This is a genomic window from Microbacterium sp. cf332 (genome assembly GCF_900102175.1).
Classification (GTDB): Bacteria; Actinomycetota; Actinomycetes; order Actinomycetales; family Microbacteriaceae; genus Microbacterium.
Genome location: NZ_FNKN01000003.1, coordinates 550,713 through 563,952, shown reverse-complemented (window position 1 = coordinate 563,952; position 13,240 = coordinate 550,713). Strand labels below are relative to the sequence as shown.

Below are 13,240 nucleotides of genomic sequence, written 5' to 3'. Positions count from 1 at the left end.
TGTGATGCGAGCTGCTCGGGTAGCAGCCGGATCTCACACGCTAGGGCGACGGCCGACCGCTCGACATAGCGGAACGAGCGTCACACCTGGACGATTCGACGAATCGGTCAGGCCTCGAGCACCTCGTCGCCGCCCACCTCGGCAGAGAAGTCCACGCGGATGAGCTCGCCCGCGGCGCCCTCATCGCGGCCGTCGCGGCGCAGTGCTGCTCCGGCCCCCATCGCCTGCAGGCGATGCAGCGCCACGGCACGGGCGAACGGGTCGGACACGGCGGGCGCTCTTTCGTCGGGGGCGGAGGGCGGGGCGGCGGATGCCGTCGACGTCAGCTCGATCATAGGCGCGGCGCGCCGAGAACGACCCGCGCGCGGCCGGCGCGAATCGCGCATACGCGAATCGGGGGGTTTGTGCTAGTGGCTCTTGCCTGCTGGGCCGCGGTGCGAGAGTGACGACTGGAGAACACCCCGACCGAACGGAGTCCCCCATGTCCGACGCCAACGCCACTCCCACTCCCGATGTCGAGTCCACCGATCAGGCGACGACGGCGGACGACGGCTCACAGAGCTCCCAGGGCCTGACGCGAGCTGCGTCGCGCGCGGTGCACGGTGTCGCGGACGCGGGAAAGAACGTCGTCCACAAGGCGCAGGAAGCGGCCAAGGGTGCACTGCCCGACGCGGTGCCCGACGTCGCAGACAAGATCGTCGACGCCGCGGCCGGCTTCGCGACGGCACGGATCGATCAGAACGTCGCGATCGCCGACGGCGTGCTGGGAGTGACACGCGGCACGGGCAAGGCGCTGCGGATCGCCGCTGTCATCGCGGTCGTCGCGGTCCTCGCGGCTCTGATCGCCCGCCGCGCCTAGCCGCGAGACCGTTCGAGGCCGTCGGAGCGGCCGCCGCCGGATCAGCGGGACGGGTCGAATCGCTCACCGTCGCGCTCGCTCCGCGTCGAGAGCAGAATGGCGAGCGCGATCCATCCGAGCACCGGGATCATGATCAGGAAGAACCACATGCCGGTGCGGTTCGTGTCGTGAAGCCGGCGCCAGGTCACCGCCAGCAGCGGCAGAAGCGTGACGAGTGAGAAGGCGAGCACGACGATCTCGGCCGGTCCCTGCACGACGCGCGTGTCGATCGGTCGCCAGTCGCCCGTAGCGAGTCCGCGCACCATCTGCACGAGGATCGGGGCAAGCACGACGACGAGCGTCGGCCACCAGAACTCCGAGCGGCTGGCCCGGCCGGAGAACCGCGCGTAGTTCTGCACGAACCTCCGCGCGGCGACGGTGAACGACGCCCCGGGATAGGGCAGTCCGAGCGGGGGCTCGATGTGACGGTTCGGTGCCCGGTTCGCGTCGCTCGTCATCCGTCGAGGCTACGCGCGCGGCGGCATGGCTTCGTCCCCGGTGAAGAAATACAGCAACCCTCACCCTGTTTGTGCCGCATGACTGATACATTTTGTGCCACACGCAAGGTACAAGCGAGAGGCGCCGTGCATGCTCATCCCTTTTTCGACGGCCTTCGGCCTGCTCGACGTCGCCGGGGCGATCGCCGTGTGGCCCCCGATGTCGTTCGTCATCGGTCTCGTCGCGGCGGCCACGGTGGTGGCGATTCGGGCGAACACGAGCGGCGGCAGCGAGCGCGCGGGACTCATCGGCGCCCGCGGGTCGTCGCTGCGCCGCCGTTACCTCGGTGAGCACGCCACGCTGAGCATCGCCGGGGCCTCCGTCGCGCTCGGCTTCGTCGTCGAGTTCCTCTTCCGCGGATACGTCTGGAACGGGTCCGGCACGTCGTGGTGGCGCGTCGCCGCACCGTTGGTCGTCGCCCTCGTCGGTGTCGCCGCCACGCTCGCCGTCATCCGCACGCGCGGGTCGGGTTCGCCCGAACGTCCGGTGTCGCCGCCGATTCGCCGCTCGTGGATCTCGTTCAGCTCGCGCGGGGCGCTGATCGCGCTCGCCCTGACCGCCGTCGCGGTCGCCGCCACGACGATCGCCGCGGGCATAGCGTCATCCCCGAACGCCGAAGGCGAATGGGTGTGGCTCGTCGTGCCGATTCCGAACGCACCGGATGTCGATCCCCTCCGCGTCACCTTCTACGGCTGGGTCTACGGCGTGCCGGCCCTCATCACCCTGGCACTGCTCGTGATCACCGCCTGGCGCGGTCTCGACCGCAGCGCGGCGCGTTCCTTCCTCCGCCCCGAAGCAGTCGCGATCGAGCGCGCCGCCCGGCGCCGGACCGCCGGCAGCATCGTGATGCTGAGCACGGGCGCCGCCCTGATCGCTCTCGCAGCGGCGTGGCGACTCGTCGGCAACGCCGGGTCGACCACGACCCTGACGATCGAGGACGCGAGCGGTGCTGCGACGTACGACGTCGCCTGGCGGTTCGCAGAGCTCGCGTCACTTGCCGGTGCGGCGGCGCCGATCGTCGAGATCATCGGGCTGTGCTTGCTGCTCGTCGTGGCCGGCTCGCTCGTGCCGAGCGCGGTCGAGGCCGTGGCGCCCGCGCCGGCCACCTCGACCGATGTCGGGTACGCACGGTGACCCTCACCCGTCCGCTGTCCCCCGCCGACGAGGCCAGCCCGTCGCGCGAGATCTACCTGCAGCTCCGCGGGCTCATCGTCTCGGGCATGCTCGCGGCGAACGAGCGTCTGCCGACCGTGCGGCAGACCGCCGCCGACCTCGGCGTCGCTCCCGGCACCGTCGCGAAGGCGTACAAGCTGCTCGAGCAGGAGGGACTCGTGGTCAGCCGCACCGCCGCGGGCACGCGGGTCGCGGAATCCGCCGCGGTCCTCCCCCACGCGGTGCTGAAGCGCATCCGCGACCTGACCGACGAGGCACTGCGCACCGGCACCGCGATCGACGATGTCGTGAGCGTGCTGCGGGCGCAGTGGAACGCCCAGACCGAGCAAGCTGCGAGCTGACCGCGACGACCGCGTCAGAGGCCGCCGCGGACGATGACGATGACGATGAGCAATAGGGTTCGTCGGCCATCCCCTGGTGCCTGACCCCGTCGGGAGGGGTTCGCCCGGTCAGGCCTCGGTCATCCGCCCGCCTTCGATGTGCCAGCGACGGTTGGTGCTCACGGCATCCAGCATCCGCCGGTCGTGAGTGACGAGCAGCAGCGTGCCGTCGTACGACTCCATCGCCTGCTCGAGCTGTTCGATCGCGGGCAGATCGAGGTGGTTGGTCGGCTCGTCGAGCACCAGAACGTTCACGCCGCGCGCCTGCAGCAGCGCGAGACCGGCGCGGGTGCGCTCCCCCGGCGACAGCTCGTCGACCGGGCGGAGCACGTGGTCGGCCTTGAGACCGAACTTCGCGAGCAGCGTTCGGACCTCGCCGGACGCCATCTCGGGCACGAGCGCCTCGAACGCGTCGGCCAGCGGGCGTGAGCCCACGAGCAGCGATCGCGCCTGATCGATCTCGCCGATGCTCACGCTCGACCCGAGTCCCGCCGATCCCTCGTCAGGAGTCTGCCGACCGAGGATCGTGCGCAGCAGTGTCGACTTGCCGGCACCGTTCGGCCCCGTGATGCCGATGCGGTCGCCGGCGTTCACCTGCAACGACACCGGCCCGAGCGTGAACGAGCCCTGTCGGACGACGGCACCGTTGAGCGTCGAGACGACGGAGCTCGACCGCGGCGCGGCGCCGATCGTGAACTCGAGCTGCCATTCCTTGCGGGGCTCGTCGACCTCTTCGAGCCGGGCGATGCGGCTCTCCATCTGGCGAACCTTCTGCGCCTGCTTCTCGCTCGACTCCGTCGCCGCCTTGCGCCGGATCTTGTCGTTGTCGGGGCTCTTCTTCATCGCGTTGCGGACGCCCTGGCTCGACCACTCGCGCTGCACCCGGGCACGCGCGACGAGGTCGGCCTTCTTGCCCGCGAACTCGTCGTACTTCTCGCGCGCGTGACGCCGCACGGTCGCCCGCTCTTCGAGGTAGGCGTCGTAGCCGCCGCCGTAGATGCGGTGGGAGTTCTGCGCGAGGTCGAGCTCGAGCACGCGTGTAACGCTGCGCGCGAGGAACTCGCGGTCGTGGCTGACCAGCACGACTCCCCCGCGCAGGCCGCGCACGAACGCTTCGAGGCGCTCGAGACCGTCGAGGTCGAGGTCGTTCGTGGGTTCGTCGAGCAGCACGATGTCGAAGCGCGACAGCAGCAGGGCCGCGAGTCCGACGCGCGCCGCCTGACCGCCCGAGAGGGATGTCATGTGGATGCCGTCGGCGTCGAGCTCGAGCCCGAGGTCGGCGAGCACGATCGGCAGCCGCTCGTCGAGGTCGGCCGCACCGCTCGCGAGCCAGCGCTCGAGGGCGGTGGCGTACCGGTCGTCGGCGCCCGGGATCGAGGGATCGCCGAGGTCGGATGCCGCGGCATCCATCTCCGCCGTCGCCTCGGCGCACCCGGTGCGGCGGGCGATGTACGCGGCGACGGTCTCGCCCTCGACGCGCTCGTGCTCCTGCGGCAGCCAGCCGACGAACGCATCGGCGGGAGCGAGGCTCACGGTGCCTGCCTGGGGCGCGTCGCGTCCGGCGAGGATGCGGAGGAGCGTCGACTTGCCGGCGCCGTTCGCGCCGACGACACCGACGACGTCACCCGGACTGACGGTGAGATCGACGCCGTCGAAGAGTGTGCGGTGGCCGTATCCGCCGGCGAGGCCCTGAGCGACGAGAGTTGCGGTCACCGGACGATTCTTCCATCTGGCGGGATGGGCGCCGGATCGGTGCGGGATGGTCGGAGGGCGCCTAGCCCCCTCCGAGCGCCGCGTCGCGGGCCGCGCGCCAGGTGACGAGGTAGGGGTAGGCGGTGTTCACGTCGTGGGCGCGGCGGGCCGCGCGGACCGCGGGGGCGAGAAGCGCCGCGTCGCTGCGCTCGTACGCGTGACCGAAGGGCAGCGGAAACCGCGACCGGAAATGGTCCATCCACAACAGGACGAGGTCGCCGTCGTGAGCGAGGACCCCGTTCGAGAACGATCCGCGCTCGTGGCGGACGATGTCCCAGCCGCCACCCTCGCGCGGAACCGCGGAGAAGTCGGGATCACCCATCCACCGCCACGCATCACGGTGACGGAGGGGCGCGCCGATGCGGCCGGCGAGGGCTGCGGCAAGGGCGTCGGGGGTCCAGGGCGCGGGGAAGAACGACGACAGGCTCGCAGTCAGCGCGAGCGGGCTGAGGGGTCCGGCATCCGCACGCCGACGCTCGGCGGCGAGAGCTTCGTTGAGGATGACCGTGTTCGTCGCGGGTGCTCCGGGATCGAGCATGGCGAGGTAGAGCTGCAGCATGTCGAGGTAGCGCCGGTGGTCGGCGGCCGTTGCGAACGGCGGGAGCGGGATGCCGGCGACCGCTTCACGCCCTGCGGGAACGTCAGCATCGAGGAACTGTTCCATCCGGACAGTTTGGCGCAGCCCGTGGAGCTACGCGGCTCGGCGCTCGACAGCGGCGAGACGTGTCACCTCACGGACGGACGCGAGCCCCGCGGCCGTCGAACTCGACGACGTCATCGTGCTGCAGCTGACGTCCTCGCCGCCGGTCGACCTCGCCGTTGACCATGACGAAGCCGTCGATGATGGCCTCCTTCACGTCGCCGCCCGAGTCGAGCAGACCCGCGAACTTCATGAACTGGCCGAGACGGATGCCGTCGCTCCCGATCGAGACGTCGGTGATGCGCGGTGCTTTGGCCATGCGGAAATGCTAGCCGAGCGCGATGCCTGGAGGATCACGACCACCACGGCGCTGACTTGTCTACGCCGCTCGCGCCAACGCGGCAGCGACGGCGTCTGCGGCAACGTTGACGGAAGTCGTGGGGCCGACCATGCTGCCGTGGACGATCGCCCAAACGTTATCGGCGAATGCGTATCCCAGGTATGTACCGAGGCCTTCCGGGATGCCCTTTGAGAACATGGCGATCTCGTCGCGCGTCGTGTGCTCGTACTCGTCGGATTCAGCCAGCGCGCTGACGAGCTCCGATGCCGCTTCCTCGTCGATGTCGAGAACCATGACGGAGAACCCTCCGCCCGTTTCAGGAATGCCGTACGTGCAACCCACCACATCTGCGGCGGTGTCGAACGCGTCTTGTGCCGCAGGCCCCAACACGTCCGGCGCCTCGACGACCTCGAGCGGATCCGGGCCTTCGACCCGATCGTCATTGACGGAAACACGCACCTGCTCGATGCCGATCAGATTTGAGCAGTCCGGGAGCGCGGCCCGCTCCGGGGGCGGCGTGACCCCCGGCTCCGCTGTCGGGCTTACGGCACTGGGCGCGGGCGTCTCGCGGGAGTCGGTCGGCGAGGGGGAAGAGTCCATGTCATCGACCTGACCCGCGCAGCCACTCACCATCACCAGCAGGAATGAGAGCACCGCTACGCGGAGAATGCGTGACGACATGCGTCGACCTTATCGGCGGCGCTCTCACGAACGCATATGCGTTCGGGGCCGACCTGGCAACGGTCTCGGCTGTCGCACCCCTCCGGCTTACGGTGAACCCATGTTGCACTCAATCCGGCAGGGCTCCGGTAAGCCATTGCTCCTGGTTCATGGGCTCGGCTCCAGCAGCGGCAACTGGGCACCGGTGATCCCGGCGCTGGCGGCTGAGCGCGAGGTCATCGCCGTCGACCTCCCTGGTTGCGGCGAGTCCGCGCCGCTCACCGGCGAGACCACGATCGCCACGCTGACGAGTGCCGTCGAGGACTTCATACGCGACGCGGGATTGGGCGACGTCGACGTGGTCGGTAGCTCCATGGGCGCCCGGATAGCGATGGAGATGGCGCGTCGAGGGCATGCCGGCAACACCGTCGCACTGGACCCTGGCGGCTTCTGGAATGACCGTCAGGCGGCGATCTTCGGTGAGAGCATCAAGGCTTCCGTAGCACTGGTGCGCCGGATCCAACCGGCGTTGCCGTTCCTCACGGGCAACGCCGTAGGCCGCACAGCCCTGCTGCTGCAGTTCTCCGCCCACCCCTGGAAGCTGCCGCAGGATCTGGTGCTGCGTGAGCTTCGCGGGTTCAAGACATCGACCAGCCTGGATCCCGCCCTTGATGCTCTGATTCACGGGCCCCGCCAGGAGGGGGCGCCGGCGGGTTCGCTCACGGGCAGGATGGTCATCGGATGGGGGCGGAACGACAGAGTCACTGTTCCGAGCGAGGCAGCGCGGGCGACCGAGCTGTTCCCGGATGCCACGTTGCACTGGTTCGAGAAGTGCGGTCACTTCCCGCACTGGGACCAGCCGGCGGAAACCGCGCGCCTCGTGCTGGACAGCACCGCCTGAGATGCGGCTGAGCGTGGAAGCGAAGCCCGTTCGTACGATGAGCCCGAATCCCTCGATGAGAGGGATGATCGACCTGTGACTGACAAGCGCGACAAGAAGACGCCGAAAGCCTCAGCGGCCGACGAGCGGGCGTTCATCGAGGCGAACTCCGAGGCGAAGTCGCGGTACGGGCGCTTCAACCTCGCCGTCATCGGCGGCACCGGCGTCGGCAAGTCCTCGCTCGTCAACGCGGTGTTCGGCCGTGACCTCGCCAAGGTCGGGAAAGGCCTGCCCGTCACACGAGGCGTGAAGTACTACAGCGATCCCTCTCTCGGCATCTGGGACATCGAAGGGTTCGAGATCGGATCCGCCGCTCCCCCGGCAGACATCCTGCGGGGTCATCTGCGCACGATCTCCCAACGCCCGGCCATCGAGCAGGTCTCCGTCGTCTGGTACTGCGTGCTCTCGCAGCTGCCGCGGCTCACACAGCCCGACATCGACATGATCCGCGAGCTCGACGCCGCGGGGCTCCCCGTCATCCTCGTGCTCACCAAGGTCGATTGGTCGAAGAACCCGATCACGGGCAAGCGCAGCGCACCGGACGACGTGACCGAGTTCCAGGAATGGCTCGAAGAGCCCGTCGACGGCGAGGGGCGGCCGATCCACATCCCGATTCAGCGCGTCATCCTCACCTCCACCGCCGGCAAGCACGGGAAGGGCAAGGGGCACGGCCTCGGTGAGCTCGTGGCCGAGACCCTGACCCTCTCGCCGGACAACGAGAAGGACGCCTTTCGCATCGCGCAGAGACTCAACCTCCCGTGGAAGCGCGAACTCGCCCGCCCCGTCATCACCGGTGCCGCAGGAGCCGCAGCGGCAGCCGCGGCGGTTCCCGTTCCGGTTGCCGACGCCGTGGTTCTCGCGCCGATCCAGCTCGCGATGATGGGCCGAATCGCGGCGATCTACGACCTCGAGCTCACCACGATGATGTCGGCGGGAGCCCTCGCTCAGCTCGGCGTCCAGATCAGCGGACAGGCGCTGGCACGGAGCTTCCTCAAACTCATCCCCGGTGCCGGGAGCGTGATCAACGCGGGAGTCGCCTTCGCCCTCACCGCCGCCACCGGCGAGGCCTGGCTGCGGATGTGCGAGAACGTGCACACCGGCAAGATCGACGTCTCGAAGGTCACCGATTCGTGGGGCGACTACGCACCCGGGTTGCTCGAGGTCGTACGCAAGATGGCGGAGCGGCGCGTGCTGAAGCGCTGACGCGCTGGTGGTGCGGCTGAGTCTAGGTCGCCGGCGGGTGGGACGACAGTGGCGGGATGCCGCGGCCCCGCCGCACCATGATGGGTCCATGAGCTCCGCGCGCACCGTGACCCGCACCGTAGTCCGTCGGCTGACGCGGTGGGGCACGGCAGCCGTGCTCGTCGGTGGCGCATTCGCGCTCCCGCGACGCACGCGCGGGTTCGGAGTGCAGACCCTGATGTGGGGCGCGATCGACCTCACGCTCGCGGCGGTCACCCGTGGGAGGGATAAGGTCTCGCACGCGCAGACCCTGCGCCGCATCCTGCTCGTGAACGCCGCACTCGATGCCGGCTACGTCGCCGCGGGCGCCCATCTCGCCGTCCGTACGCCGACGCTCGGCGGCCGCTTGCGACCCGCCGACGCGCGCGGCCACGGCCTGGCCGTCGTGCTGCAGGGGGCGGCGCTGTTCGTCATCGATTTGAGCGCCGCCCGGCGCCTCCGGCGCTGACGCTCGGTCAGCCTCGACGATCGGCCCATTCCGCTCGGGCCAGCTGGCGCAACCGCCGAAGCACGTGCGAGTGCGCCGGCGGTCCACGCGGACGGAATGCCGATCCTGCCGTGTCGCCGCCTTCCGGCCTTGATAGAGACAACTCCGCGACTCTTGATCGCGCCCGCTCGGCACACATCTCGGCTCGGGCATCGCCGCCCGTCGGCGCGTCAGCGATCCGTCGGAGAGCTTCGAGCGCTTCACTGACGCGCCCCGCCGCGGCGTACAATTCGGCGAGCGCCGCGAGCGCACGCGTGTCCCCCACCTCCGCTGACCCCGCGCTCCGGCGAAACGCCACCTCTGCGCGCGCCGCGCCACCACCCAGAGGAGCGGGCGTCGCCAGATGCCACCGCCCGATCAGGTAGTTGGCCACCGAGTGATCAGGGGCCACACTGAGCACCTTCTCCAGCCTGCGACGCAGCACAAGGCTCGACAGCACTCGCGCCGAGAGAGGACGGCGTGCCAGCACGAGACCCTGAAGACGGGATCGCTGAGCGAGCAGATCGTGAGACCCGGGGGCGACCACGGTTCTCACGCTCACCTACACCGGCTTGCGCTGGGGAGAGGCGACGGGGTTGCGGGTGCGCAGCGTGAACCGGCTGCGCAAGCGCTTCGTCATCGAGGAGAACGCGGTGATGATCGGCTACGAGATTCATGTCGGCATGCCGAAGACGCACGAGAAGCGCTCGGTCCCCTACCCCGATGGCCTCGCCCCGATGATCGAACAAGCCTGCGCCGGCAAGGGCCCGGAAGGATCGCTCTTCGGCGACGGCGTCCACCACATGCGCAACTCCGGCAGCCAGGGATGGTTCGCGAACGCGGTGCAGCGCGCACAGACCGTCGACCCGTCGATCCCCCGGCTCACGCCGCACGACCTCCGCCACACCGCCGCATCGCTCGCGATCAGCTCCGGCGCCAACGTGAAGGTCGTGCAACGGATGCTCGGGCACGCTTCGGCGGCGATGACACTCGACACCTACGCCGACCTCTTCGACGACGGTCTGGATGCCGTCGCGTCACGACTCAACGCCCAGATGCCGCTCGTGGCGTTGCCAGCGGGTCCGCAGACACGCTACGTATTGCCGACCCGACTGTAGAGAGCAGATTGCTCAATTTCTCGTCGACTTCGAAGCCACGCGAAACACGCCGATTTGGCGTTCGGGGACGCCGGATGTCGCGCTTTGCCGGGCTCTGTTTCCATTCACAGCGTCTACAAATGCGGGCAAAAGCGGGCAAAACGCGATCCTGAGAGGTCTGACCACGGAAGAAATACCTGGTCATGGGCAAAAGAGAGTGTGCCCCTGGAGGGATTCGAACCCCCGACCCGCTCCTTAGGACGGAGTGGCTCTTCCACTGAGCTACAGAGGCAAGGCATGCCAAGTCTAGACGGCCGGGGGCGGCCGCATCCCGCCCCTCCTCATCCCTGGCGCGCCCCAGCCCTATGCTGACCGACGTGACCCGAGACACCCCAGCCACCGCGCCAACGCGCAGGCCACTGCGGACGGCGCTCGGGCTCCTCGCCGCCTTCGTTCTCTTCTCCGCCGCGATGGCCGCCTGGATCGGTGGACTCATTGCGTTCCACGCGCTCGGTATTCCGATGCAGGGCGACGAGTGGCTCGGCTGGGTGCTCGCGGCGCTCGTCGCCGTCGCGGTGTGGCCGCTCGCGGGACGGCGAGCGCACCGCGAGTTCTGGGCTCACCAGCACCACGGCGCCACGCCACCGAGAGTCTCCGTGACGACACCGGATCGCGTTCTCCGCATGCTCGTCATGGTCGTCGGTGCGGCGGGTCTCGTCGCGCTGTGCGGGCCGAGGAACATCACCCTTGCGCTGGCCGAGGCGTGGCAGATCATCGCTCCGGGCGGACGGTCGTCGAGCGCACTTCTGCAGCTGATCGGTCTGCTGCTGTGCTTCGTGCTGATGGTTCCGCCGATGCTCATCACCCAGCGGAGCCTCCGCCGCACCCCGCGCGATCACCCGGATCGTCTCGGTCTCGAACTTCGCCAGAACTGGTACGTCTCGGCGGCGACCGCGTGGGTCTGCTGCCTGCTGCTCGGGCTGATCGTGAGCTTCGTCCTCGCCCGAAGCTTGTGACGCATCGCACGCTCCCCGAACCTTCCGAATCCCCTGGGAGTCACGGCCCAGGTTTGCGTTCGGCCCGGATTCTCGGAATCGTGGCGGGCTCCGCAGCAATCCACGGAAGGAGAGCTTCATGCTCACGCTCACCGAGAACGCCGCCACCGCGGTGAAGAACCTCACCGCCCAGATCCCCGCCGAGACCGGCGGTATCCGCATCAGCGACTCCGGCTCCCCCGAGACCGGCTTCGCCCTCGCCCTCGCCGAGGCTCCCCAGAGCGAGGACGCCGTCGTCGAAGCAGACGGCGCACGCGTGTTCGTCGACCCGGCCGCAGCGCTCGCGCTCGACGACCGCGTGCTCGACGCCCAGGTCGACGGAGAGGGCGCGATCAGCTTCGCGCTCGGCGTCCGCGCCGCCTGACACCCCGAAATCTCGAGAGCCCCGACAGCCGCCTCCTCAGCCCGGCTGCCGGGGCTCTCGTCTGTCCGGCGGCGGCACGTCACGTCGCCCCCGATATGGTCGAAGTGATGGAAACCGATCTCATCGCTCGCATCGTCCTCTTCATCACGATGGGCGGCTCCGGCGCCGCGATCATCTGGATGGCGCGGGCCGCGGCATCCGGGAAGCTGAAGCGCAACTCGCTTGCCGGCATCCGCACCCCCACGACCATGGCCAGCGACGAAGCGTGGCTCGCCGCGCACGTGCGCGCGAAGCGCCCCACTCTCGTCGCCGGATACGTCGCCTGCGTGATCGCCGCATGCACCCTCCTACCCATCTCGACGACGGCGCTCACGATCGGCGTCCTCATCGGCGCCGTGCTGATGCTGCTCGTGATGCTGTGGGCGACCCGCGTGGGCACGAAGGTAGCCGTCGCCGTCGCGGACACCGCACGATGAACCTCGCATCGATCGACATCGCGCTGAGCCACGGCGTCTCGCTGCGGTCGATCAGAACCTCGGATGCGGCGCCTCTCGCCGAGGCATACCTGCGCAACAGCGAGCATCTCGCGCCGTACGAACCCCTCCGCACGAACGACTTCCATTCCGAGGCGGGACAGCAGACCGAGATCGCCGCGCTCATCGCGGGCCGCGACGCCGAGACCACGCTCCCCCTCGTGCTGGCAGACGGGTCGCGCATCATCGGACGGATCACTCTCTCCGGCATCGTCCGAGGAGCATTCCAGAGCGGCAACCTCGGGTATTGGATCGATCAGCGCTATGCGGGCCGCGGCCTCATGACGGCTACGGTGAACGAGGTGTCGCGCCTCGCCGCGACGATGCTGGAACTGCACCGCATCCAGGCCGGAACGCTCGTCGACAACGTCGCATCGCAGACGGTGCTGACCCGGTGCGGGTTCGTCGAGTTCGGGCTCGCGCCCGCGTACCTGCGCATCGCCGGGCGCTGGCAGGACCATCGCCTGTTCCAGAAGATCCTGGAGGCGTAAGGCGGGCGCTCCGAGCTAATTCGCCCGCCTCACCTGGCGCCTTGGGCCCTTCTGCGGCGCTAGTAGCGGCGTGGGGGTGACAGGCGAAGGACGCGGACTCTATCGGTCGGACACCGCCGCTGTCACGGCCCGCCCAGCGACGCACACCCGAAACGCCACTACGGGATGATGAAGCGCGCCGCTCCGGCGCCACCGTCGCCCTTTCCTGGAGGAACCCGTGACCTACGCCGCCCCGCAGCCCGCCGCTTCGCACGTCGACCCGCTGTCGCAGCCCCTGTACGGCGCCACGTTCGGCCAGGCGTTCAGCCGGTTCTGGAAGAAGTACGCGACGTTCACCGGTCGCGCGAGCCGCAGCGAGTTCTGGTGGTGGTACCTCGCCGCGTTCCTCGTGACCGCCGTGCTCTACATCCTCGCCGGCATCCTGGGCTTCTCGGGGGCAACCTACAACTCCGCCACCGGCACGACCGAGCCTGGCCCGCTCTTCGGGTTCGGCGCGCTGCTGATCGTCATCTGGCACCTGGCGATCCTCGTTCCCACGATCGCGCTCTCGTGGCGCCGCCTGCACGACGCCAACCTCGCCGGACCGTTCTGGTTCCTCAACTTCATCGCGGGCCCCGGCAGCCTGGCCGTCCTCGTGCTCTGCGCGCTGCCCTCCAACCCCGCCGGCGCACGCTTCGACCGCTGACAGCGGCGCGGCCAGTGTCGTTTCGA

General features: G+C 69.3%; 17 protein-coding genes, 1 tRNA gene and 1 pseudogene. 12 read left to right on the top strand and 7 right to left on the bottom strand.

Translation table 11 applies throughout. From position 1 onward, the window contains the following. Positions 1–107 precede the first annotated feature (107 nt). A complete protein-coding gene (locus BLT21_RS15710; RefSeq protein ID WP_176786926.1) occupies positions 108–269 on the bottom strand; it encodes a hypothetical protein in 162 nt (53 codons plus the stop codon). A gap of 212 nt (positions 270–481) precedes the next feature. Between BLT21_RS15710 and BLT21_RS15705 the strand changes: the two genes are divergently transcribed. Further along, positions 482–859 (top strand): hypothetical protein, encoded by a 378-nt coding sequence (locus BLT21_RS15705; protein ID WP_176786925.1) that lies wholly within the window; start codon positions 482–484, stop codon positions 857–859. A gap of 41 nt (positions 860–900) precedes the next feature. Here the strand turns inward: BLT21_RS15705 and BLT21_RS14310 are convergent, their stop codons facing one another. Continuing rightward, entirely contained in the window at positions 901–1,356 is a 456-nt protein-coding gene (locus BLT21_RS14310) for a DUF805 domain-containing protein (protein WP_091503270.1), read from the bottom strand. Positions 1,357–1,486: 130 nt separating this feature from the next. On the opposite strand from BLT21_RS14310, the gene BLT21_RS15900 reads away from it, so the two are divergent. Next, positions 1,487–2,530: a hypothetical protein gene (locus BLT21_RS15900; RefSeq protein ID WP_256336092.1), complete on the top strand. Its 1,044-nt coding sequence runs from the start codon at positions 1,487–1,489 to the stop codon at positions 2,528–2,530. Next, positions 2,527–2,910: a GntR family transcriptional regulator gene (locus BLT21_RS15895; RefSeq protein WP_256336091.1), complete on the top strand. Its 384-nt coding sequence runs from the start codon at positions 2,527–2,529 to the stop codon at positions 2,908–2,910. Before BLT21_RS15900 ends, BLT21_RS15895 begins: the two co-directional genes overlap by 4 nt. Before the next feature lie 108 nt (positions 2,911–3,018). On the opposite strand, the gene abc-f is transcribed toward BLT21_RS15895, so the two are convergent. From abc-f to BLT21_RS14285, 4 genes are all read right to left on the bottom strand, one after another. Beyond that, a complete protein-coding gene (abc-f, locus tag BLT21_RS14300; protein WP_091503268.1) occupies positions 3,019–4,662 on the bottom strand; it encodes a ribosomal protection-like ABC-F family protein in 1,644 nt (547 codons plus the stop codon). Positions 4,663–4,723: 61 nt separating this feature from the next. Next, positions 4,724–5,365, bottom strand: coding sequence for a hypothetical protein (locus tag BLT21_RS14295; RefSeq protein ID WP_091503266.1), 642 nt, complete (start codon positions 5,363–5,365; stop codon positions 4,724–4,726). 67 nt (positions 5,366–5,432) lie between these two features. Beyond that, positions 5,433–5,660, bottom strand: a complete 228-nt coding sequence (locus BLT21_RS14290; protein WP_091503264.1) for an RNA-binding S4 domain-containing protein — start codon at positions 5,658–5,660, stop codon at positions 5,433–5,435. Between the two features lie 60 nt (positions 5,661–5,720). Next, positions 5,721–6,362 (bottom strand): hypothetical protein, encoded by a 642-nt coding sequence (locus BLT21_RS14285; protein ID WP_091503262.1) that lies wholly within the window; start codon positions 6,360–6,362, stop codon positions 5,721–5,723. A gap of 100 nt (positions 6,363–6,462) precedes the next feature. Here BLT21_RS14285 and BLT21_RS14280 point away from each other — a divergent pair, with 100 nt between their 5' ends. The 4 genes and pseudogenes from BLT21_RS14280 to BLT21_RS14265 all read left to right on the top strand — a co-directional run. Beyond that, positions 6,463–7,242, top strand: coding sequence for an alpha/beta fold hydrolase (locus tag BLT21_RS14280; protein WP_091503260.1), 780 nt, complete (start codon positions 6,463–6,465; stop codon positions 7,240–7,242). A 75-nt stretch (positions 7,243–7,317) separates the two neighbouring features. Then, entirely contained in the window at positions 7,318–8,484 is a 1,167-nt protein-coding gene (locus BLT21_RS14275; protein WP_091503257.1) for a DUF697 domain-containing protein, read from the top strand. Positions 8,485–8,572: 88 nt separating this feature from the next. Further along, positions 8,573–8,971, top strand: coding sequence for a DUF6992 family protein (locus BLT21_RS14270; protein WP_091503255.1), 399 nt, complete (start codon positions 8,573–8,575; stop codon positions 8,969–8,971). Between the two features lie 581 nt (positions 8,972–9,552). Next, a pseudogene (locus BLT21_RS14265) lies at positions 9,553–10,107 on the top strand (tyrosine-type recombinase/integrase); the annotation flags it as partial. 199 nt (positions 10,108–10,306) lie between these two features. Here the strand turns inward: BLT21_RS14265 and BLT21_RS14260 are convergent. Beyond that, positions 10,307–10,378 (bottom strand) — tRNA-Arg (locus BLT21_RS14260). 85 nt (positions 10,379–10,463) lie between these two features. On the opposite strand from BLT21_RS14260, the gene BLT21_RS14255 reads away from it, so the two are divergent. From BLT21_RS14255 to BLT21_RS14235, 5 genes are all read left to right on the top strand, one after another. Then, positions 10,464–11,102, top strand: a complete 639-nt coding sequence (locus BLT21_RS14255) for a hypothetical protein (protein ID WP_143024996.1) — start codon at positions 10,464–10,466, stop codon at positions 11,100–11,102. Between the two features lie 118 nt (positions 11,103–11,220). After that, positions 11,221–11,505: a HesB/IscA family protein gene (locus BLT21_RS14250; protein ID WP_091503251.1), complete on the top strand. Its 285-nt coding sequence runs from the start codon at positions 11,221–11,223 to the stop codon at positions 11,503–11,505. A gap of 107 nt (positions 11,506–11,612) precedes the next feature. Then, positions 11,613–11,981, top strand: a complete 369-nt coding sequence (locus BLT21_RS14245; protein WP_091503249.1) for an SdpI family protein — start codon at positions 11,613–11,615, stop codon at positions 11,979–11,981. Then, positions 11,978–12,529, top strand: a complete 552-nt coding sequence (locus BLT21_RS14240; protein ID WP_091503247.1) for a GNAT family N-acetyltransferase — start codon at positions 11,978–11,980, stop codon at positions 12,527–12,529. The genes BLT21_RS14245 and BLT21_RS14240 overlap by 4 nt, the downstream gene beginning before the upstream one ends. A gap of 217 nt (positions 12,530–12,746) precedes the next feature. Next, positions 12,747–13,214, top strand: coding sequence for a DUF805 domain-containing protein (locus tag BLT21_RS14235; protein ID WP_091503245.1), 468 nt, complete (start codon positions 12,747–12,749; stop codon positions 13,212–13,214). The last annotated feature ends 26 nt before the right edge of the window (positions 13,215–13,240 follow it).

What these genes read in the sequence shown, in the direction of transcription:
- BLT21_RS15705 (WP_176786925.1), top strand. Translation starts at nt 482, where the DNA reads ATGTCCGACGCCAACGCCACTCCCACTCCCGATGTCGAGTCCACCGAT.
- BLT21_RS14310 (WP_091503270.1), bottom strand. Translation starts at nt 1,356, where the DNA reads ATGACGAGCGACGCGAACCGGGCACCGAACCGTCACATCGAGCCCCCG.
- BLT21_RS15900 (WP_256336092.1), top strand. Translation starts at nt 1,487, where the DNA reads ATGCTCATCCCTTTTTCGACGGCCTTCGGCCTGCTCGACGTCGCCGGG.
- BLT21_RS14295 (WP_091503266.1), bottom strand. Translation starts at nt 5,365, where the DNA reads ATGGAACAGTTCCTCGATGCTGACGTTCCCGCAGGGCGTGAAGCGGTC.
- BLT21_RS14290 (WP_091503264.1), bottom strand. Translation starts at nt 5,660, where the DNA reads ATGGCCAAAGCACCGCGCATCACCGACGTCTCGATCGGGAGCGACGGC.
- BLT21_RS14285 (WP_091503262.1), bottom strand. Translation starts at nt 6,362, where the DNA reads ATGTCGTCACGCATTCTCCGCGTAGCGGTGCTCTCATTCCTGCTGGTG.
- BLT21_RS14280 (WP_091503260.1), top strand. Translation starts at nt 6,463, where the DNA reads ATGTTGCACTCAATCCGGCAGGGCTCCGGTAAGCCATTGCTCCTGGTT.
- BLT21_RS14270 (WP_091503255.1), top strand. Translation starts at nt 8,573, where the DNA reads ATGAGCTCCGCGCGCACCGTGACCCGCACCGTAGTCCGTCGGCTGACG.
- BLT21_RS14250 (WP_091503251.1), top strand. Translation starts at nt 11,221, where the DNA reads ATGCTCACGCTCACCGAGAACGCCGCCACCGCGGTGAAGAACCTCACC.
- BLT21_RS14245 (WP_091503249.1), top strand. Translation starts at nt 11,613, where the DNA reads ATGGAAACCGATCTCATCGCTCGCATCGTCCTCTTCATCACGATGGGC.
- BLT21_RS14240 (WP_091503247.1), top strand. Translation starts at nt 11,978, where the DNA reads ATGAACCTCGCATCGATCGACATCGCGCTGAGCCACGGCGTCTCGCTG.